At 61.5% G+C, this 19768-nt stretch carries 18 protein-coding genes, 1 tRNA gene and 3 pseudogenes; 17 read left to right on the plus strand and 5 right to left on the minus strand.

Annotated elements, in window-relative coordinates; genetic code table 11:
• The 4 genes and pseudogenes from E4Q08_RS23100 to E4Q08_RS23115 all read right to left on the minus strand — a co-directional run.
• Positions 1-221, minus strand: a pseudogene (locus E4Q08_RS23100) (hypothetical protein); the annotation flags it as partial.
• Between the two features lie 390 nt (positions 222-611).
• Positions 612-1049 (minus strand): hypothetical protein, encoded by a 438-nt coding sequence (locus E4Q08_RS23105; protein ID WP_169072133.1) that lies wholly within the window; start codon positions 1047-1049, stop codon positions 612-614.
• Positions 1050-1460: 411 nt separating this feature from the next.
• A tRNA-Ser gene (locus E4Q08_RS23110) sits at positions 1461-1550 on the minus strand.
• Between the two features lie 310 nt (positions 1551-1860).
• Positions 1861-2877, minus strand: a complete 1017-nt coding sequence (locus tag E4Q08_RS23115; RefSeq protein ID WP_169072134.1) for a hypothetical protein — start codon at positions 2875-2877, stop codon at positions 1861-1863.
• A gap of 69 nt (positions 2878-2946) precedes the next feature.
• Here E4Q08_RS23115 and E4Q08_RS23120 point away from each other — a divergent pair.
• From E4Q08_RS23120 to E4Q08_RS23185, 15 genes and pseudogenes are all read left to right on the plus strand, one after another.
• Positions 2947-3894 (plus strand): annotated as a pseudogene (locus E4Q08_RS23120) (IS630 family transposase); the annotation flags it as partial.
• 300 nt (positions 3895-4194) lie between these two features.
• The gene (locus E4Q08_RS23125; protein ID WP_169072135.1) at positions 4195-5640 is read left to right on the plus strand and encodes a toll/interleukin-1 receptor domain-containing protein; all 1446 of its coding nucleotides are present in this window, start codon (positions 4195-4197) and stop codon (positions 5638-5640) included.
• A gap of 1 nt (position 5641) precedes the next feature.
• Entirely contained in the window at positions 5642-6412 is a 771-nt protein-coding gene (locus E4Q08_RS23130) for a hypothetical protein (protein WP_169072136.1), read from the plus strand.
• A 170-nt stretch (positions 6413-6582) separates the two neighbouring features.
• Positions 6583-7509, plus strand: a complete 927-nt coding sequence (locus E4Q08_RS23135; RefSeq protein ID WP_169072137.1) for a toll/interleukin-1 receptor domain-containing protein — start codon at positions 6583-6585, stop codon at positions 7507-7509.
• A gap of 72 nt (positions 7510-7581) precedes the next feature.
• Positions 7582-9069, plus strand: coding sequence for a hypothetical protein (locus tag E4Q08_RS23140; RefSeq protein WP_169072138.1), 1488 nt, complete (start codon positions 7582-7584; stop codon positions 9067-9069).
• 23 nt (positions 9070-9092) lie between these two features.
• Positions 9093-9833, plus strand: a complete 741-nt coding sequence (locus E4Q08_RS23145; RefSeq protein WP_248595112.1) for an AAA family ATPase — start codon at positions 9093-9095, stop codon at positions 9831-9833.
• A gap of 43 nt (positions 9834-9876) precedes the next feature.
• Positions 9877-10011: a hypothetical protein gene (locus tag E4Q08_RS25515; RefSeq protein ID WP_256436045.1), complete on the plus strand. Its 135-nt coding sequence runs from the start codon at positions 9877-9879 to the stop codon at positions 10009-10011.
• Positions 10012-10053: 42 nt separating this feature from the next.
• Complete coding sequence (locus E4Q08_RS23150) at positions 10054-11358, plus strand: hypothetical protein (protein ID WP_169072139.1); 1305 nt, start codon at positions 10054-10056, stop codon at positions 11356-11358.
• Positions 11359-11404: 46 nt separating this feature from the next.
• On the plus strand, positions 11405-12910 hold the full coding sequence (locus tag E4Q08_RS23155; protein ID WP_372703820.1) for an IS3 family transposase: 1506 nt from the start codon (positions 11405-11407) through the stop codon (positions 12908-12910).
• Between the two features lie 76 nt (positions 12911-12986).
• Positions 12987-13484 carry a tyrosine-type recombinase/integrase gene (locus E4Q08_RS23160; RefSeq protein WP_248595114.1) on the plus strand — a complete coding sequence of 166 codons (498 nt, stop codon included), beginning with the start codon at positions 12987-12989 and terminating at the stop codon, positions 13482-13484.
• On the plus strand, positions 13481-14590 hold the full coding sequence (locus E4Q08_RS23165) for an IS91 family transposase (RefSeq protein WP_169072140.1): 1110 nt from the start codon (positions 13481-13483) through the stop codon (positions 14588-14590). Before E4Q08_RS23160 ends, E4Q08_RS23165 begins: the two co-directional genes overlap by 4 nt.
• A 365-nt stretch (positions 14591-14955) precedes the next feature.
• Complete coding sequence (locus E4Q08_RS23170) at positions 14956-15228, plus strand: BrnT family toxin (RefSeq protein ID WP_169072141.1); 273 nt, start codon at positions 14956-14958, stop codon at positions 15226-15228.
• A complete protein-coding gene (locus tag E4Q08_RS23175) occupies positions 15191-15511 on the plus strand; it encodes a BrnA antitoxin family protein (RefSeq protein WP_169072142.1) in 321 nt (106 codons plus the stop codon). Before E4Q08_RS23170 ends, E4Q08_RS23175 begins: the two co-directional genes overlap by 38 nt.
• A 189-nt stretch (positions 15512-15700) precedes the next feature.
• Positions 15701-16612 (plus strand): tyrosine-type recombinase/integrase, encoded by a 912-nt coding sequence (locus E4Q08_RS23180; RefSeq protein WP_169072143.1) that lies wholly within the window; start codon positions 15701-15703, stop codon positions 16610-16612.
• On the plus strand, positions 16609-17715 hold the full coding sequence (locus E4Q08_RS23185) for an IS91 family transposase (protein WP_169072144.1): 1107 nt from the start codon (positions 16609-16611) through the stop codon (positions 17713-17715). Before E4Q08_RS23180 ends, E4Q08_RS23185 begins: the two co-directional genes overlap by 4 nt.
• An 827-nt stretch (positions 17716-18542) precedes the next feature.
• On the opposite strand, the gene E4Q08_RS23190 is transcribed toward E4Q08_RS23185, so the two are convergent.
• Positions 18543-19109, minus strand: a complete 567-nt coding sequence (locus E4Q08_RS23190; protein ID WP_169072145.1) for an N-acetylmuramidase family protein — start codon at positions 19107-19109, stop codon at positions 18543-18545.
• Positions 19110-19581: 472 nt separating this feature from the next.
• On the opposite strand from E4Q08_RS23190, the pseudogene E4Q08_RS26510 reads away from it, so the two are divergent.
• Positions 19582-19695, plus strand: a pseudogene (locus E4Q08_RS26510) (hypothetical protein); the annotation flags it as partial.
• The coding region (locus E4Q08_RS26515; RefSeq protein WP_252396618.1) for a transposase DNA-binding-containing protein at positions 19667-19768 on the plus strand (102 nt) is incomplete at its 3' end. The pseudogene E4Q08_RS26510 and the gene E4Q08_RS26515, both read left to right, overlap by 29 nt.

Genomic DNA, 19768 nt, shown 5'->3' on the forward strand with positions numbered 1-19768 from the left:
TCAGCAACCTGCTCGGCCCATCCCGTCAGAATCTCCTGGCCCGTCCCGCGGAGAATTTCTATCACGCGGCGCTCGGCTTCATCGGCCCGACGCAGATCCCCTTCGGCGTTCTCCACCAACTCCAGCATCTCTAGCACTTTCGCCAGTATCTTTGGATTAGCCTCCAAACGGGCCACCAAGTCTCTGGAATCGCAAGGTTCGATGTGGGAAATCTTAGGCATGGCTTCTCTCCGTGGATGGGTTCCCTACTCTATCGCAACTCTCCGCTAATTTCCTTACGTTTGCTCACGTCGCTGACAATTATCAGAGCGGGACTCGCCCAACACTTTCGTTCGCACCCGGTCGAGACACGGCTACCCCACCGCCAGTCACGCTGCTCTGCTATTCTATGGTTCTGTGCGTTTCAGCTTCAGCAGACGCTCGCCACTTTCACCCTACGCTGCGTCTCACCGAGGAGACATCTCGCGATGGCGTACCTCACGAAACCAAAGCATACGCCATCGCGAAACCCGCCAAGACCACTCAAATGTTGGTCGGGCTTTTCAAAGTCGGGCAGCACAACGTCAAGTGCGTAGAAGCGGTATCCACACACCTGCGCCACGGCAAACATTCTACCTCTTCCGTCCCTCTCGCCCTGGCTGCTGCGGGGACTTTTTGAACATCTCGTAGTGGCGCTTCAGCCTGTCGACGTAGGTCTTGTCTTGGATCATTTGCTCGAACGCAGCGAGGAAGTCTCGTGCGTGTGAGGACTGCGGGTTCAGCGGATCCAGGGTCGGACGCTGCCACTCATGGGCATTTTCCGTTCCCCGAGACCACTTTCGATAGAAGGCGGCTTGTTCCCATCCGTAGCTGATTGTCGCCCAGACCTTGTCGGCGCTCTTTCGCCCGACGACCTTGATGATCACCCGTCGGCAGTCGCAATCGTCGTCGGTACAATAGAATTCGAGAAAACCATACTCGTCAGCGGGGACAGGATTTCCAGGAGGAACGGTGAGCACCCGCATTTCCTCAAACGCGAGATCGCCAAATCTTTCGAAAAACGCCAGCATTGTCATGGCCCATCCTCATCGACTCTTGTCTGACTATGCTACAACACAAGCGCTGGTTTGGTCGGATTCGCGAGCGACACAGGTGCACCATCAATGACTGCCCTTGGCTATCTGCCTCTTGTCAAAAAGCACATGGTTTGTGTTGGCATACCCCACAAAACCAAAGCATACGCCATCGCAAAACCCGCCAAGACCACTCGAAAACTCAAGCAAAACCAATAGCTTGAAAATTCCGTACCAAATTCGCGAAGTCAGGAGGTTTCGAGAGAAACGCCCCGTAAGACGCCAAATTACGCCAGAAATGACATTTGTGGGGTAGGCGAAGTCAGGAGGTTTACACGAAAAACCCCGCAAAACAAGGCGTTGAGCGGGGTGTTCGTTTTTGGCTCAGACAGTTTGCGTCTGGTATCCTGGCGGAGAGAGCGGGATTCGAACCCGCGGTGGGTGTTATCCCACACACGCTTTCCAGGCGTGCGACTTAGACCACTCATCCATCTCTCCGGAAGGAGGGCATTCTAACAGAAGGTTTGCTAAACACCAAAACTGCAGCAATTCTCCCAGCCCTGACGCATGACCCTGCCCAAGCATGACCCTGCCCAATCGAGGCTGTTTGCCGGCAACGCCCACTTTCGCCGCCGGGGCGGTCAAATTGCGGGTAGCGGGCGGCAGAGTGGCGCTTGCGGCGCGGGTGGGGTGGTCAATCAGGAGGCGGTCGAGAGGTGGTTGGAGGTCCGGTCGTGTGGTCAGGCGAGCGTTTCCCGGCGCGGAGTGCGCCGCGCTGGGGAAGAGGTCTTGGTAGGCTCGGGCAAGGTCACTCGAGTTGCAGCAGGAACGGCTCGGCGAGGAGCACACGCATCCGCGCAGGATCGAGCCAGGGGGCGGCGCAGGAGCTTCGGATGAAGCGAATAGCGCCGCGCACACCGAGTTCTTGATACAGGCTGCGTAACTGCCGAGTGAAACGTGCCAGGGTATTGAACCCATGCGCCAGGCGCATGAGGAGGTGATAGCCCCTCATGGCATTCCAGTCCAGGGCAAAGGCATGCTCATAGTGGTAGCCCTGGCGTTTTTCAACGAGGAAGCCCGCTTCAATGCCCCAGCGGTAGCGGGCGCCGAGGTTGCAGCGCGCATGGACCTTCTCGCGGCTGAGCGGCTGGCTGGAGAGCCAGGCATGGAGCGACGTTTCGGTCACCGTCCTGGCCCGTTCATCGACCCGCTCCCAGATCTCCTCACAGACCACCACGTGCAGCGGGAGGCGGTGTCGCCCGTTCGGACCCAAGGCGTAGTCGAGGTCGTTGACCCAGATGAAGTGCTGTTGGCGTTTTCCCCAGTTCTGCTGGAAGCCCTGTGGCTTCCGGGCATGGAGCGTGTGGAACTCCTGCCAGACGGTGAACAAATCCTGGTCCTTGAGCACGATCATGAACGGCCAGTGGAGGTCACGGCAGCGCTGCATCACCGGCCCGTTGGCGTAGAGGCCATCGAGCAGGAGCCGGATCGGCAGACGTGGGAACCAGATCTTGAGCCGGTCGCTCAAGCGCACAAAGCCGCGCAGTTCGCAATCCTGCTTTTGCGCTTCGGTATCGCCCAGCGCGTGTTCGAGGAACTCGCTGAGCAGCGGGATGACCAGGCCGTTGTGAAAGACCAGGCTGGCCTCCAGGACGTAGACGAAGTACTGGAGGTGGCGGGTTTCCTCTTTGCCTACGGTCCGCTGCAGGAGTTCCTCCGCCCAGAGGGGGTCGCCGGCGAGCTTTTGCGAGCCGTCGATGGCGATCGGATAGCCGTGGTGGATCAGGTAACGGCGAAAGCTCTTGCCGCGGATCCGGCGCTTCACCAGCTCGAGGTGGGCCTGCTCGAGGTGGGCCAGGTCGATGTCGCGCAGCAGCCGAAACAGCGTGTCGACAAGTGCATCGACAAGGCATTGGCGGCGGGCGTGGCCGCTGGGCTCAAGGACGCCTACCATCGCCCGCATGCACCCGAGATTACTGAAGAGGCGAAGGCCTGGGTGGTCAGCGTGGCCTGTACGAAGCCCAAAGATCATGGACTGGCAGCCGAGTTGTGGTCCATTTCGGCGCTGGCCAAGTTTGTCTCCGAGCATGCCGAAGGGGCCGGGTATCCACGCTTGGCGCAAGCCGGCAAGAGTACCGTCTGGCGGATCCTGAACGAATACCAGATCAAGCCGCACAAGATTCGCTATTACCTGGAGCGACGCGACCCGGAGTTCGACCGCAAGAGGCAGGAAGTGTTGATGATCTATCGCGAGGTCTCCCTTTACCGTGAGGGCGCCGTTCATGATGGGCGCCCGAATCCCATCTACACGGTCAGCGTTGACGAAAAGCCCGGAGTTCAGGCGCTTGGCCTGACCGCCCCCGACTTGCCCCCAACGCCGGGAAAAGCGACGACGGTGGAGCGTGACTACGAGTACGTCCGTCACGGCACCGTCTTCATGCTGGCCGGCATTGATCTCCACTCTGGCCATATCTTTGCCCATACCGAGGATCGACACCGTAGCGTCGAGTTCATCGAGCTGCTGAAAGACATTGACGCCTACTATCCCCCCGAAGCGATCATTCGTGTCGTCCTCGACAACCATTTGGCGCATATCTCGAAGGAGACCATGGCCTTCCTCGCGACGCGTCCCGGACGATTCGAGTATGTTCATACGCCCAAGCATGGATCCTGGCTCAATCTCATCGAGTGTGCATTCTCCAAAATGGCGCGCACCTTCCTCCGCCACATCCGTGTCGCATCCGTCGATGAACTCAAGTCCCATATCCTCAAAGGCATCGACGAAATGAATCAGGCGCCCGTTGTCTTTCGGTGGAAGAAGTTCGACATGGGGATCGTCTGATATGTATCTTTTTTGGCGGAACGTTTTACTAATTCTCGTGTTTCCCAACACAGCGGGAATTGACATCGGGGCGTCAAGCCACTGGGTGGCGGTACCCAAGCGTGAGTGGGAAGACACGGTACGCGAGTTCGGCCCAATGACCGACGACCTGAACCGCCCTGGCCGACTGGCTGCTGCAGAGAGTCTGACCGCGTCGCTTGCCACAGTGACGGAGACGGAGACTGGGCCAATCGCGGCGACCGCAGTGCAAATCACCGCCCCCGGCGCGTCGTCCGGCAGCAAGAAGGAAGCAGACGGGGGATGACTTTTCATGGGTTTCTGGGATCCAATCCGAGATTGACGCCCCTTGATGAAGGCTCATATACTCTTTTGATGGCGCCGTTGGATTTCCTATCCTTGGGGTCCAGCTTCCGGTTGGCCAGAGTAATTGACACAAGCTCGAAGCGGATCACTTACACGGCGGGAGGCAAGGTGCTCTATATTCTTTCAACGGACGATGCGAAAACCCGCGCCGACGAGATTGCGGGCGAACTCGCTAAGGCATACCCAGACCTCCAGGTGCTACAGTGCGGGGAGGTAGAGGCCCCGCCGCTTCTGACCGCGCAGAGTTGGCCGCGCTGGGACGATCTGCTGGTCGTCGTCTTCGGCGCCGGACCGCTGCCGGCGCCACTGCAGGGAACGCTAAGTCAGGAGGTGTCGGCGGCCAGCACCGAACGGCGCGACGCACGCATCCTGCCGATCTCGACTTTGCCCGATCTCAGGGTACCGCCGGCGCCGCTCGATGCCATCAAGGCCCTGCCGTGTCTGCATGATCGGAACACCGATGTGAGGGACGTCGTGCGCCGGGTTGGTGTCCTGCTCGGGCTTTGGCTGCGCGGTTCCGGCAAGAAGTTCTTCGTGTCGTACCGGGAGAGCGATGGGCGGGAGGTGGCAAAGCAACTGGTCGAGTACCTGACGCGCCACGGCTACCCTGCCTGGCTGGACGCAGAGCGCCTCGATGGGGGGCAAATCGTTCAGCAGGAGATCGAAAAGCACGTCGCGGGCGCGGACATGGTGCTGTTGCTCGACACCCCGCAGGTCACGGACTCCAAATGGATCAAGAAGGAAATCGACGCGGCGATTCATGGTTTCGTGCCGATCTTCCCGCTGGTGCTGCGCCCTGCCGCAGGCGAGCTCAGAAAACCGGGTTCGTCGTTCTTGGCCTTGCGGGAGCTCTATTGCCACGAACTCGAGGTCACGCTTGGCAACGACGCCATGTGCGTTTCCTTGTCTCAAGAGGATTTGAACCAGGTACTGGTGGCGATTGAGCAGCGCCTGCTGCAAATCGTCCGCAACCGCATGAAACTGCCGTCGCATGCCCGTGAGGCCTTCGAGCGAGTGCACTTTTCCTGGAGCACGCTCGACCAGCATCGCCAAATGTATGAGTCGACCAGAAAGGAATCCAGGTTTTCGCAAACCCGGATGCTGGCCCACTGTTCGGTCGACGGCCCCACCTTCCACCGCTCGGTCAAGGCCTTCCAGAGCTACCATCCGGCCGCGGCACCGGCGGGCGGCTCTGCCGGCACGGCCCCGCCGCCACGGGCTTACAACTTCAAGCTGTTCCTCTATGACGAACCTGTTCCGGAGCCGAATCTGGAGGAGATTGCCGAGCATTTGCGTCTCGATGAAGACCCCCTGCTGCGGCTCGTCGACCTGACCGAACTCACCCTCCACCTTGAAACCTTCCGCAGACCGCAGGCGGCATGACATGACCGCATCCAGACTTGTCGACATCAACCTTTCCGGTCTGCGGATCGGACTGTCGGGCGCCGTGCCGGACCAGGCCGAGTGGGGCGCGCGCGCCCTCGACTGGGAAATCCTGAAGTTCGTCTCGACTTTTGCCGATGCGGTCTTTCGCTACGGAGGCCGGCTGGTTCACGGCTGCCATCCCAGCTTCACGCCCCGCATTCTGGGTCTTGCCGAACCGTACAAAGGGACACGCAGCTCCCCGCTAGTCACCTTCGTGATGTCCGAGCTGTGGTCCGGCGAACACCTCGGCAGTCAGCTCCGCCAGGAGCGGTATCAGGGGCTCGTCGAGCTGATCGAGGTCGATCGGGTGGTGCCGCCTGGCGCGAGCGGCGACAGCGCCAGTGATTCCCTGGTCAGAAACGCCAGCCTGACGGCGATGCGCCAACGGCTGATAGCCGAGATGGACGTGCTGGCCGTCATCGGCGGCAAGCGCTGGGCGGGCACCGCGCTGCGCCCGGGCACCCTGGAGGAACTCGAACTCGCGCTGGCGAGAAAGATCCCGACCTTTCTGCTCGGTGGTTTTGGCGGCATGGCCGAGGAGCTTGCCCGGCGCACCGGCGGAGAAAGCGATTCGCACGAGCATTTCGCCCACGGACTCGATCCCGAAACCAGCCGCTACCTGCTCAGCACCGCCAACGCCGCCACGGCAAGCGCGCTGATCATCAACACGTGTCAACGGCTGCAAGACGAAGGAAAATTCATGCCTCCTCTCACGCAAGCGACGGAGTAAGGTGATTTCCGCAAAACGCCGTACCAAGAGTCATGGCGTTAGGCCGGGATCAGGACCAGAAAAACAAGCTGCTGCGGTTAGTTGTTCGGGATCTTTATTTCCCGGAAATCGCCTAAATTTCCAACGCCCACCAGTACCACCCCATCGGCAACTCATGGGAGGGAAGACCGATGACCCAGCACGCCGTATTTCTCAGTTACAACAGCGTTGACAAAGCCGCGGTCACCGAGATCGCGCATCGCCTCCGCGCCTGCGCCATCGAACCCTGGTTCGACGAGTGGCACGTCGCGGCCGGGGACAAGTGGCAACCGGTGATCGAGAAAGCCCTGACCGAAGCGCGTGCCTCGGTCGTCTTCATTGGCCCGAGCGGAGTTGGTCCGTGGCAGGACGAAGAAATGCGCGTCGCCATCGAGCGGCGTGTCCGCGAGCCCGGCTACCGGCTCGTACCCGTGCTCTTGCCTGGTGTCACGCGGAGTACCCATGGCGTATTGCCCCCATTCCTCGCCAACATCCGACCGGTCGAATTTCAAAGTGGCTTCGACGAGGAGCCAGCGCTCCGAACCCTGATTGCAGGGATCGGAGGCAAGCCGCCGGGCCCGCCAATCGCCCCAGCCATCGCAGCGTCCAGCGTCACGCCCGACCGGAAGCCGCCGCCGCGGGCAACCAGGGACTCGTACCTGCCCTCACGCGCCGGGTCCCGCACCGAGTCCCGCGTCTACGAACTGACCGTTCATTTCGAGCGCGGTGAGGATACCCTCGATACGCGCTATTACCTGCCGGGCAGCGACGCCATTGCCTCGGCGAGCCGCCCCTGGAGCACCTTCGAGGCACCGCTCGGCTCCATCGCCACAGCGCTCGACACGCAGCCAGTGGCATCCCTTCAGGACCTGATCGATCGGCACGCGGGCGAGTGGGGAGCTTTCCTGTTCGATCTCTTGTTCGGGTCGGCAAAGCAATGGGAGGACGTGTTGCGCACCCTCTTCCACCAACCGCTGCCGGCAACGCGCCCCAACCCGCCATGGGCGCCCGTGCGACTGCGTATCGTCGCCCGCGACGAACCGCTGCTGCTCGGCCTTCCCTGGCGGCTCACGGCCTAGCGCAACACGCGGCTCGTCGATCGCGACTGGGAGTTCAGCACCGGCAGCGCCATCGATCCGCGGGAGAATCTGGTGACTCCGGCGCCGGCCAGCGTGCTGATCGTCGCTCCGCAAGCCCGATCCGATGGCGCAGCACCGGACCCCACCCACGTGCAGGCCATTGTCGATGTGTTGCAGAAGGTCTGGCCGAGCCGCCGGCAACCCCCCGAGTACCTGCGCATCGTGCGCACGCGCAACGAGCTGGACAACGCGTTGCGCGGCATGCAGCCGCACCTGGTCTACGTCTACGGTCACGGCGCCGGCACCGCCGAACGACCCGGCCTGCTGCTCGATGGTGCCGACGGTCCCGAGCTGCTGCCTCTCGTGCAGCTCGCCGCGTCGGTCCGGAAAACCTCACGACGACCGGCAGTCATCTGCCTCAATGTCAGCGGGCTGGCGACCCAGGTGCTTACGCCGCTCGCCGGGCTGGTGCCCTTGCTGATCTGGCGCCGCCTGCCAAACTGCGAAGCGGACGCCACCGGCGTGGCGGCCGCCTGGCTCCGCTGCTGGCTGCAAGACGGCGACGACCCGCTCACCGCGCTGCAGCAGGCGAGCAGCGAGCGGCCGCTCGCGGAAGCCGTCGCTTTCGCGGCACACGGTGATTACCGGCTCTGGAACACCGAAACCCATGCCGCAGCGGCGGTGCAAGGCGTTCCGCTCCTGACGCTCGACCGCGACGAGGCCAAGGGCATGGCGGCGAAGCATTTCCGAGAGTTCCTTCGCAGCGACAGCTTGCGGGTCATGGCGCTGGTCGCCCATGCGGCCCCTGGTAACATGCTGCGCGCGCTGCCCGACCAACTGCAGCACTATCTCGAACTCGAGGCTTTCGAGTACTCCGAAAGCAACTGGCTGCGGCTGAGCTTTCCCATCGCGCGGGGTGAGAATCCCGACCCCGTCTTGCGGAGCGAGGAACTGCGGCGCAACCTGGAGCAGGAGCTCACGCTGCAGTTGCAGAGCGACGGCAGCGAAGCGGTCCGGCACCTCCTGCGCCGGCATGCGCCCAACGTCAAAGGCACCGCAAAGCGCGGCGTGCTGTGGCTCAACTGGGGGCTTTTCGGTCACGGGACGGATTGCCAGCCACCGCTGACGCTCCCCCAGTTGAGCGACTGGCTGCGCTTTTCGAGCGAGTTCCTCGCTGCCCACTGCCCCGATGACCTGCGCATCGTTTGCTTCCTGTCGATCGAACTCGAAGCCAGCAAACACGCAAGACTCGCCACGGCATTTCGAAAGGAGCTCTGGCAGCCGTGGTGTGCCAGTCCACGTTTTCGCATCGACCATCTGCCGGCGCTCGGGCACGTGGACGAAGGACACTTGTTCACATACCTGGGCGACGAGCGGTCGGGTTGCCCCACGCTCCTTCGGCAGGAGGTCGCTCAACGGCTGATCAAGGCAACGGATGGCGACTTCGGGCAGGTGGTGGCGCTGATCGATCTGGCGCAGAAGGGCTCCTGGTATGATCTGCTCGGCAAGTTGCGGCGAGAGCAGGGCGTGGAGCAGCCTGTCGATGACGAACCTCTCTGATTCCCGACTTTTCCGGCATGGCGATGACCCCCTTTGAACTCCTTGTCCCCGACGACCGCACTCCGGCCCGGCGCGAGGCGCTGGCGCAACGGCGCCTGCCCGAGACGCTGTCCAGCCTGCGCGCCGCGGCGCCGCATTTTCAACCCGACCCGGAACTGGTGGACGCGGTCAATGTCGCGCTGGCCGTCGGCGCGCCGCTGCTGCTGACCGGCGAGCCGGGCACCGGCAAGACACAGGTCGCCTACTACCTGGCGTGGTATTTCGCGATCGAAGAGCAGGTCTTCCCGCTCTTCGTGCGCAGCACGACGACCGCCGAGGACCTGCTCTACCGCTTCGACGCCGTTGCCTACCTGCACGCGGCGAACGCCCCGCAGCAAGGTGGCAAGCCGCTCGAGCGCGCGAGTTTCGTCGAACGCGGTCCGCTGTGGAAAACCTACGACGCCGAGACACCTTCGCTCGTCCTGATCGACGAGATCGACAAGGCGCCGCGGGATTTCCCGAACGATCTGCTGAACGTCCTCGCGCAGCACCAGTTTCACGTTCCCGAAAGCGGGCGGACGGTTGGCCGGCAGGGACCGCCGCCGATCGTGCTGATCACCAGCAACAGCGAGCGTCGCCTGCCCGAGCCGTTTCTCCGGCGCTGCATCTTCCATCACATCAAGTTCTCCCCGGAACTCGTGCGTCGGGCCGTCGATGCGCGCTTCGGCGACTTCCCGAATCTGCCCGAAGTGGTCCGCGAGGCCGCCATCGAACGTTTTTTTTGAGCTGCGCAGCCGCGACATCCGCAAGCCACCGGCCACTGCCGAGTTGCTCGTCTGGCTGACGGTGCTGTCGGCGCGCGGCGTGGTGAGCGAAGGTGAACTGCGCGATTGCCGGCTCGTCGACCTGCCGGCCTTGTCGGCGCTGATCAAGGACCGGGACGACCTGCAGGTGTTGCGGTGACGGTTCTCGAGAATGGTCGAGACCCGGCGTAGCAGCGCCGGCATGACCGATCCGCTCTCTCTCGAGGCCTTGCTGGAGGCCCTGCGGCAAGCCGGCCTGCCGATCGGGATCACCGAGGCGATTCGCTTGCAGCGGGTATTCGCCCTGCGGCCGGGATCAGCCGACGACAGGCGGTTGAAATCGATCCTGCGGGCCATTCTGGTCAAGGGGGACGAAGACGACGCCGTCTTCGATCGCGTCGTGGAGGCCTGGCTGGCAGGCGCTGCAAGCGAGGTCGAGGCGCGTGCACAGCGGCCGTTCGAACCCGTTCGACGGCCGGCAAGACGGCCCTGGCAACCGCCGGCCGGCGGTTCCAGCAAGCCTGAGACTCAGACCAGGAAGAAAGCTTGGCCCTACGCCCTGGTCGGCGCGCTGATCCTGCTTTGCGTCCTCGTTGCTTATCGGATCGATCCCTCGCCGCCCACCTCGCCGGCCGAAAACCCTGCCCAGCTAACGACTGACCAAACCTCCAAACCCTCGACACCAACGCTTGCGCCCGCCGACCTTCGCCGGCAGCGGTTCACCAGTTGGACCCCTACCCTCACCGTCACTCCCGCCAATCCGCTATGGACCGGTGGCCTGCCGCTCGCGCTTGGGGGACTGGCGGCCGCGGCTGCCGGCGGCGTCTGGCTGACCCTCGGGCGCCGTCGCTGGCTGCCCGAGCCGGCGCCCGCGCCGATACGCAAGGGCCCGCCACGGGTCTTCCTGCCGCCGGCAGATCTCGCCGGCGCGCAGTTGCTCGACGCGCGCCAACAGGAAGCGCTGGTCTGGGGTATCGGCCGTTTCATCGCCGACGAACCGACGCGCCGCCTCGACATGGCCGCCACCGTCAAGGCGACTGCCGCCGGCGGCGGAATCCCCGCGCTGCGTTTCGAGCGCGCCGTCTATCAGCGCGAAGTCTGGCTGTGGGTTGACGAGACGGCCGACGACCCCGCGCTCGCGCGACTCGCCGACGAGGTCGAAACGGCGCTCATGGCGCACGGCTTGCCGGTCGAACGGGCGGCCTTTCGCGGCATCCCCGACCGACTGGTCACCGCCGCCGGCGCGGTCTTTGCGCCGCGCGAGATCGACGAGCGCCGCGACGTCGCCCTCGTCGCGGTACTCACCGACGGTCGCGTGCTCTGCCGCCAGTACGAAGCCGGCGACCGGCGGGTGCGCATCGATGCGCTGTTGCGCAACCTGTCGCACTGGCCGCGCCTGGCCTTCGTCGATTTTTCGGTGTCCGCTAGCGAGCTGGCGACGATACTCGCGCCGCACGACATCCCTCCGTGTCAATATGGCCTGAGACACCTACCCCTCACGAATTAGAGTAGAAAGGTAGGACTGAATCATGGCCAATACGAAAGAAGACACGATGAGCACACCCAACGCCTTGGCGCTGGAGGACCCGTTGGAAGGAGCCCGAAGGGCGACTGGAAACGGGTCCTCCAGCGCGCCGCCGCCGAACCCGGAAGTCGCGGCTACGGCGAAACGGCGCCAGTTTTCCAGTAGCGAGAAGCAGCGCATCCTGGCCGAGGCCGACGGCTGCACGGAAGCCGGTGAGATTGGCGCGCTGCTGCGTCGTGAAGGTATTTATTCCTCGCACTTGAACACCTGGCGCAAGCAGCGGCAGGCCGCCGAGCAGGCCGCGCTGACGCCGCAAAAGCGCGGGCGCAAAGCCGACCCGGCTCTCCAAGAGGCCCGGAAAATCACCACACTCACCCAAGAGATTGAGCGCCTGCGCCATAAGCTGGCGCAGGCCCGTACCATCATCGACGTCCAAAAAAAAAGTTTGCGCCTTGTTGGGGCTGCCGACGGACGAGACGCTGCAAGAGTTATTCTGATGAACGCCGTCCATGTCTTGGCTCCGGCCGTCGGGCTGGCCTGTGCCTGCGCCGTCATGGACATCCCGCGTAGCGGGGTCTACCGCGAGGACGCCCGACGACGTCAAGTGGTGTTCGGCCCGATGGCGCCAGCGCCCCGTCCGCCGGCACCGCTGGCTCTTTCCGAACCCGAGCGGCAAGCCCTACGGGGGGTCCTGGTGAGCGAGCGCTTTGCCGATTGCGCACCCGCCACCATCTATGCCACCCTGCTGGACGAGGGGATCTATCTCGGATCGGTCAGTACCATGTACCGTCTGCTGGCCAGCGACGGGCCGTGCCGCGAGCGACGCAACCAGCTCACCCATCCCGCCTACGCCAAGCCAGAACTCCTGGCCACCCCGCCCAACGAGGTGTGGAGCTGGGACATCACCCAGTTGAAGGGGCCGGCCCAGTGCACCGGCTTTCACCTCTACGTGATCCTCGATATTTTCAGTCGCTATGTCGTTGGCTGGATGATCGCCCCCAGGGAAACCGCCGAATTGGCAGAGCAGTTGATCGCCGACACTTCCGCCAAACAGGACATCGCGCCCGGCACACTCACTCTCCACGCCGACCGCGGGGCCAGTATGCGCAGCAAGCCCGTCGCCTCCCTGCGGGAGGATCTCCGCATCACCAAGAGCCACAGCCGGCCCTATCTCTCTGACGACCATCCCTACTCCGAGGCCCAGTTCAAGACCTTGAAGTACCGTCCCGAATTCCCCGAGCGCTTCGGTTGTATCGAAGATGCCCGCATCCACTGCCAGCAGTTCTTTGCGTGGTACAACACCGCCCATCGCCATTCGGGGATCGGTTTCATGACCCCAGAGACCGTCCACTACGGCCGTGCCCAGGCTCTCTACGAGCTGCGCGCAGATACCCTCAACGCCGCTTTCCTACTCCATCCCGAGCGCTTCAAAGGCACTCTCCCTCAGCCACCTAAACTCCCAACCGCAGCTTGGATCAACCCTCCAAAACCCCAGGCGGCCCCACCAACCCCCTCGGCTTCGACACTAAATTAATACACCCTGGTGTCTCATAATTATTGACAGGCTCCGTTTTGACCCCAAGCTTTTCTTCACGCTCTATAGCCTGGGATTGCGCCTCGGCGAAGGGCTGCGGCTGCAGGTGGGGGATATCGATGCGGCCCGTCAGCGGGTGCACATCCGCGACGCCAAGGGCAACAAGGACCGTCTCGTGCCGCTGCCGCAGGCGACCCATCCACTCCTGCGCCGCTTCTGGCAAGTCCATCGCAACCCCGTGTTATTGTTTCCCAATCGCCACGGCGGATTGAAGGGCGCGGCGATCGCCATGACGCCGATGGATTCCGGTGGCGTGCAGACCACCCTGCACCGGGTAGTCGGGGCCTGCGGTCTAAAAAAAAAGATCACCCCCCACAGCCTTCGCCATAGCTATGCAACCCACCTGATCGAGGCCGGTGTCGATCTGATCGAGGTACAGAAAATCCTCGGCCATCACTCGATTCTCACCACCGCCCGCTACACCCATCTGACCGACCAGACCAAGCATCATGCCATCGAACGGATCAACGGCCTGATGGATGGCTTCTCCATCACCTGGGGGCAGGTCAAATGATCCGCCTGGCTACCGTCATTGAAACCTTCGAGGCGGACTTCCTGGCGCAATACCGGGATCAACTCACGCCGGACCACTATCGAGCACTGGCGGCCATGAAACATTGCCGCACGCAGGCCAGCCCCATGATGCAGGTCAAATGCACGGAATGTGAGCATCAGAAGCTGGTGCCGCATTCCTGTGGCCACCGCCACTGCCCGCACTGTCAGCATCATGAGAGTCAGCAATGGCTGGAACGTCAGTTGAAGAAGCAGGTGCCCGCCGAGTACTTTCTGCTGACCTTCACGCTGCCCGCCGAATTCCGGGCGCTGTCCTGGGCGCACCAGAGCGTCGTCTACGATCTGCTCATGAGTGGTAGCTGGGAGACGGTGCGCACCTTCAGCCAGAACGATAAACAGCTTCAGGGAACGCCAGGTGCCATTGCGGTGCTGCATACGAACACGCGCCGGCTGGATGATCACCCGCATGTCCATCTCGTCATGCCGGCCGCAGCGGTTGACGGGGAGCAAAAGCAATGGCGAACCAAGCCGCGAGGCAAGGCCAAAGGAGGCTATTTGTTCAACCACAAAGCTCTGGCCAAGGTCTTCCGGGCGAAGAGGCTGGCGGCCATCGAAGCCGCCGGGCTGACGCCTCCCTGTCGCTATCCGAAGGAGTGGGTGGTGGATTGCAAATCCGTCGGCAGCGGCGAGCCGGCCCTCCTCTATCTGGGGCGCTATCTGTACCGGGGGGTCATCCAGGAGAACGATATCGTCGCCTGCAAGGACGGCCAGGTGAGCTTCCGTTATTGCAACGCCAAGACCGAGAGGAGGGAACAGCGAACCGTTTCCGGCGCGCTTTTTCTCTGGCTGGTCCTACAGCATGTGCTGCCCAAAGGCTTTCGGCGAGCGCGCAATTTCGGCTTTCTGCACCCCAACTGCAAGCGCCTGATCGCCTTGCTGCACGTTCTCCTGAAGTTCGTTCCTGGCCAGTGGACGGCATGGATCAAGGAACGACCTCCTATCCTGTGCACCCGCTGCGGGGCCGTGATGGTCATCGTGCAAACGCAGCTTCGGCCGCTGTTCGCAGGAACCCTGTCGATTCCCATCGCCACTCAGGAGGCGAACTGACCCTGTAAACGTGACTCCCCTTGGTCATTGACGGGAGATCAGCGCCCACAAGCTGAGGGAACGACTTGCCTCGAATCGGGGCAAATTGGAGCACAATAGATCCGCCAACCCACAAAACAGGCATCGGCTGTCGCAACGGCATCCATGAAGCGGGCTCTCCAGCCCCGCCCTCCCGGTAAACCTTCCCACCGGGGTACTTCCCAAATACATATTTTCTAGGCAGCTCGCTCAGTGTCCCCCGGGCTCGTCCAACAAACGGTTCAGATCGTGGCTTCGCTTCGCTCGCACGATCTAACCTTATTCGTTGGGCCACTGTAGTTACGAAAAGCTTGACACGGGTAGCTTTTTGTAACGACAATGGGTCGATGATTACCTGGGACGAACTCAAGCGGAAGAGGAACCTGAAGAATCACGGCATTGATTTGGCTGAGGTTGCTTGTGTTTTCGATGCCCCGATGGTCACGGTGGAAGATCAACGCGAACATTACGGCGAGCAGCGCCTGCAAAGCCTCGGCTGGTTTCACGATCGCGTTGTCTTCTTGGTATGGACGGAGCGCAATGACGGCGCTCGATTGATTTCCTGTCGTTACGGTGACAAACATGAAACGCGCGCCTACTTCGAAGCCCTCGACCTTTAGCAAGGAACAGAGAGCGGCAGCCATTGCGGCCGCACCTGACAAGGTGAATGATCCGGAGTGCCCATACGACCCCAACGATGCGGCGTCGGTAAAGGCTTTTTGGGCGAAGGGCAAAGTTCGCCTGCCCGGCCAACGAGGCCCACAAAAGCAACCTACCAAAGTAGCGGTAACGGTGCGATACAGTCCCGAGGTGGTGGAGTACTTCCGAGCAACTGGCGAGGGCTGGCAAACCCGCATGAACGATGCATTGCGGGCGTATGTAAAGCGACACCGTGCGGCGTAATCCATCGGAATCTCAGTGGCCCAACGTCTGAATTCACCGGCCTGCGCGGCTTTTCGCGCAGGTCCGGTGGAATGATGGGTTGGACGAAGCCGCTACGCGGAGGATGCGCGGTTGCGTCTCTGCCTTCAAAATGGAGCCTCACTCCCTCGGACGAGGGGTCTCTTTGACGAAACGTGAGGTTACCGGAAAATGGAAGGATTGTCCGCAGCAGAGAGGTTTGAGAAGAACTACCAGCAGCACCTGAAGCATCTGACGCTCCAGGGATTACAGCCCAAGACGATTGAGGCCTACGCACGCGCGATCCGGCGGGCGGGTGCGTACTTCCATCATCGGATTGACGAGCTGACCGAGGAGCAGCTGCTGGACTACTTCACGCAACTCGTGTCGTCGCACTCGTGGAGTTCGGTCAAGCTGGATCTGTACGGCTTGAAGTTCTACTACGAGCACGTCTTGCGCCGACCGTGGGTAGCGCCGGACCTGATCCGGCCGCCCAGGAGCCAGCACTTGCCGGACATCGTCACCGTCTCGGAAGCCGAACGAATCTTTCGGCAGACGCGTGTGGCGAGCTACCGGGTGTTCTTCTTCACCCTCTACAGTCTGGGCCTGCGCCTGGGCGAGGGGTTGCGGCTGCAAGTGGGGGACATCGACGCGGCGCGCGAGCGCGTGCATATTCGCGATGCCAAAGGGAACAAGGATCGCCTGGTGCCCCTGCCAAAGGCGACGCTCGCAAGCTTGCGACGCTTCTGGCAGCTCCATCGTCACCCGGTGCTTCTCTTTCCCAACCGCGCCGGCGGTTTGAAAGGCGCCGCGCTGGCCACCTCGCCGCTCGATCCAGGCGGCGTGCAGAAGGCCCTGCACAAGGTCGTCGACGCCTGCGGGGTAAAAAAAAACATTACGCCTCATAGCTTGCGGCATAGCTACGCCACCCATCTCATGGAAGCCGGCGTCGATCTGATCGAGGTACAGAAGTTTCTCGGTCACCATTCGATTCTCACTACGGCCCGTTACACCCATCTGACAGACCAAACCAAGCACCACGCCATCGAACGGATCAATGGCTTGATGGACCGCTTCCCCATCGCCTGGGGGAACGTCAAATGATTCGGCTGGCTTCGGTCTTCGCCGCCTTTGAGGCGGACTTCTTGGCGCAGTACGCCAATCAAATCTCCGCGGAACCTCTTCGCGCGCTAGCGGCGATCGCGCAATGTCGTACGCAAGCGAGCGCGAAGTTCGAAGTGCAATGCACCGAATGCGACCATCAGGTGGTCATCCCGCATTCCTGTGGGCATCGCCTTTGCCCGCATTGCCAACATCACGAAAGCCAGGAATGGCTCGAACGTCAGGTCCAGAAGCGGTTGCCTGCCGAGTACTTTCTGCTGACGTTTACACTTCCGGGAGAGTTTCGGGATCTGGCGAGAGCGCACCCCGGCGTCGTCTTTGACTTGCTGTTGCGCGCGAGTTGGGAAACCGTCCGTACGTTTGCCAAAAACGACCAGTCTTTGGAGGGCGATGCGGGGGCCATCGCGGTGCTGCATACGAACACGCGGCAACTGGACTACCACCCTCATGTCCATCTGCTGATGCCCGCCGCGGTGGTCGATCAGAGGAAGAAGTGCTGGCGAACGAAACGCCAGGGAAAATCCGGGCGGGTCTATCTGTTTCCCGAGAGAGCGCTGGCCAAGGTGTTTCGCGCGAAGGTGCTCGCTGCGATCGAGGCGCAGGGACTGGCGCTCCCGCACCACCATCCCCGAAAGTGGGTGGTACACATCAAATCGGTCGGCAGTGGGGAGCCGGCGCTGGTCTACCTGGGGCGGTACTTGTACCGAGGCGTCATCGCAGAGAAAGACATCCTCGCCTGCGAGAACGGTCAGGTCACCTTCCGCTATCGCAACGCCCGCACGGGAAGGAGTGAAAAGCGCACCGTTCCCGGTCCGCAGTTCCTTTGGTTAATTCTGCAGCATGTGCTGCCCAAGGGTTTTCATCGCGTGCGATGCTTCGGGTTTCTCCACCCAAACAGCAAGCGCCTGATCGCCTTGCTCCAGGTAGTGCTCCACGTCGTTCCTCGTTCTGTGGCGCCGCACGTCAACGACCGTGCTCCGATCTTCTGTCCGTGTTGCGGAGCGGTGATGGTGATCGTGCGCACCCGTCTGCGCCACATTTCTCCTGCCAATCCGCCGAACGACCCGTCGCCGAAGGAGGGCTAAGCAGGTAACGCGACTCTATTGGCGCTCTTTCCGGGACATCCGTTCCCCAGCGGAGGTGATCGTTTGCCGAAAAATCGGCTCCCGCAGAGCAAAACAGCCCTCTCCAGCGTCCGAAAACCACCCCAACGTCACTCCGCGCACCGACCCCCTCGCTCCCAACGCCTCGCCAGATCCCTGGCGGGGCCTGCTCCGCGAAACATATTTTCTGTACTCCTCTCCCCCGCCGCTTCCCTCCGAATCCGGGCTCGTCCAACAAACGGTTCAGATCGCGGCTTCGCTTCGCTCGCACGATCTAACCTTATTCGTTGTACGTCGCGATGCGCGAAGGGCAAGGCGATGGGTTTGCTGCTGCGGTCGAGAGGCGGCAGAGGATTGCGAGAGGCAAGAACGAAAGAGGCACTAATGGCCCATGCGGTGCCCGACGATGTGGCCCGAAGCGAGTGACAAGGGTCGACAACGCGACCGGCAGTCGCAGCAGCCGACGTGCGACCAGAGGTAACGGGTGGCCCCAAGACCGACACGGTAGAAGCGGAGCGCGAGCGCTGGAAGAGCATTGTGACCGACGACGTACAACGCTTCAGCTGTTGAGCCTTGAGCATCGCAGGCGGGCGCTTGCGAAACAAGCGCCCGCTGAGAAGCGCAGAGGCTCCAACGAGTTGATAGCCAGAGCGCGAAGCGCGGCGGCTATCAAGCCGGTGGAGTGGAGCGAAGCGGAACTCAACAGCTGAAGCGATAGCGCAGCACCGCGCGAGCGGTGCTGCGCTATCGGCAATGCTCAGCGGCGCGCGCCTTTGGCGCGTCCGCTGGAGCATTTTGTTGGGCATTAATCACGTCTGTTTAGAAAATTTCTTGTATGCATCTGCCATTTTCTTGTCGTAACTATTTTTCCAATATTCTGGACCGTTGTACCTCTTGGCAAATTCAGCCCAGCTTTTAGTTCTCATGGCGTCTCCAAGCCCCACATGTTTCACATACCCAATAAACGCTTCTAAATGATTTCCCTCATTAGCTTGCATTTCGTCATAGAAATCATCAATCGATGGATATCCGCAAATTGCAAAATTAAAACCCATTATTTGAAACTTTCCATAGCTAGCGGACAATCTTGCCGCAACCTTGTCCAGCTTCTCCGCTTTAGCCAATCTTTCGTACTCACCAGCGCCGCCGACATAGTACTGCTTAGTCCACTTTTTATAGTTAATATCAGATTCTGGATATTTACCCTTAGTGTATTTATAAAATATGTGCCCTTCAAATAAGATTTTGGCGCGGCCATCCTGCAGAAAGCCAGCGCCAGCGCTTTCAACTTCTGCAACTGCCTTGACAGCAGCCACTTCGCATCCAATCTCGAAAGCAGCCGATTCATAGTCGTGTTCTTGTAGCAATTTAGTCATAAGTTACTCCTGAGAGTGCTTGAAAAACGAAAGGCCCAACGTCGAAGCTCAGGCGACGGAAGCGGTTTTATGCGGCCGGTCGCCTGGAGCGCAGGGTTGGGCATGGATGCATAATTGCAGGACTTGACCCCAAGCTCTTGCACGCCCGTGAGCGCTTTTCTGCGGTCTGCTGACTGCGCTGATTAAGTCTATGGGGCGGGAGGTAGGCGCTCGCCCTTTATCAAGATATAGGCAGAGCCTAACAACTCAGAGACCTTTCCGTTAATGAGGTCAGCCTCGCAAAATTGCATTTTTTCTAGCGTATCGAGGCACCCGATTACCCACAACTCACTTGACATAGGAGCGCGCGGCGTGGCTTGACTCCAACGCGATAGCAAACGCTGTTGCATTTCCGCTTACCCACCCCATATATGCAAACGGCAACAGTTTTCAAGCTGTTGTTAAAACGTATATTTCGTAATCTTGCGGAGGTATGGCATGGGTTGGGCAGCGGAGGAGTTCAAGGATCTGGATTTGGGGGGATGCGCGGCGGACGCGGCGCTTGATCAAGCTGGTGGATGATCTGTCGGCACAACCGACCGGAAGCATCCCGGTGGCTTGCGGGGGGTTGGGCGGAAACCAAAGCGGCCTACCGGCTGCTGGACAATCCCGCGACGGAC

It is taken from the genome of Candidatus Accumulibacter contiguus (assembly GCF_012940005.1).
Lineage (GTDB): Bacteria > Pseudomonadota > Gammaproteobacteria > Burkholderiales > Rhodocyclaceae > Accumulibacter > Accumulibacter contiguus.

What these genes read in the sequence shown, in the direction of transcription:
- E4Q08_RS23180 (WP_169072143.1), top strand. Translation starts at nt 15,701, where the DNA reads ATGGAAGGATTGTCCGCAGCAGAGAGGTTTGAGAAGAACTACCAGCAG.
- E4Q08_RS23165 (WP_169072140.1), top strand. Translation starts at nt 13,481, where the DNA reads ATGATCCGCCTGGCTACCGTCATTGAAACCTTCGAGGCGGACTTCCTG.
- E4Q08_RS23135 (WP_169072137.1), top strand. Translation starts at nt 6,583, where the DNA reads ATGACCCAGCACGCCGTATTTCTCAGTTACAACAGCGTTGACAAAGCC.
- E4Q08_RS23130 (WP_169072136.1), top strand. Translation starts at nt 5,642, where the DNA reads ATGACCGCATCCAGACTTGTCGACATCAACCTTTCCGGTCTGCGGATC.
- E4Q08_RS23185 (WP_169072144.1), top strand. Translation starts at nt 16,609, where the DNA reads ATGATTCGGCTGGCTTCGGTCTTCGCCGCCTTTGAGGCGGACTTCTTG.
- E4Q08_RS23105 (WP_169072133.1), bottom strand. Translation starts at nt 1,049, where the DNA reads ATGCTGGCGTTTTTCGAAAGATTTGGCGATCTCGCGTTTGAGGAAATG.
- E4Q08_RS23145 (WP_248595112.1), top strand. Translation starts at nt 9,093, where the DNA reads ATGACCCCCTTTGAACTCCTTGTCCCCGACGACCGCACTCCGGCCCGG.
- E4Q08_RS23190 (WP_169072145.1), bottom strand. Translation starts at nt 19,109, where the DNA reads ATGACTAAATTGCTACAAGAACACGACTATGAATCGGCTGCTTTCGAG.
- E4Q08_RS23150 (WP_169072139.1), top strand. Translation starts at nt 10,054, where the DNA reads ATGACCGATCCGCTCTCTCTCGAGGCCTTGCTGGAGGCCCTGCGGCAA.
- E4Q08_RS23125 (WP_169072135.1), top strand. Translation starts at nt 4,195, where the DNA reads ATGACTTTTCATGGGTTTCTGGGATCCAATCCGAGATTGACGCCCCTT.
- E4Q08_RS23175 (WP_169072142.1), top strand. Translation starts at nt 15,191, where the DNA reads ATGAAACGCGCGCCTACTTCGAAGCCCTCGACCTTTAGCAAGGAACAG.
- E4Q08_RS23170 (WP_169072141.1), top strand. Translation starts at nt 14,956, where the DNA reads ATGATTACCTGGGACGAACTCAAGCGGAAGAGGAACCTGAAGAATCAC.
- E4Q08_RS23155 (WP_372703820.1), top strand. Translation starts at nt 11,405, where the DNA reads ATGAGCACACCCAACGCCTTGGCGCTGGAGGACCCGTTGGAAGGAGCC.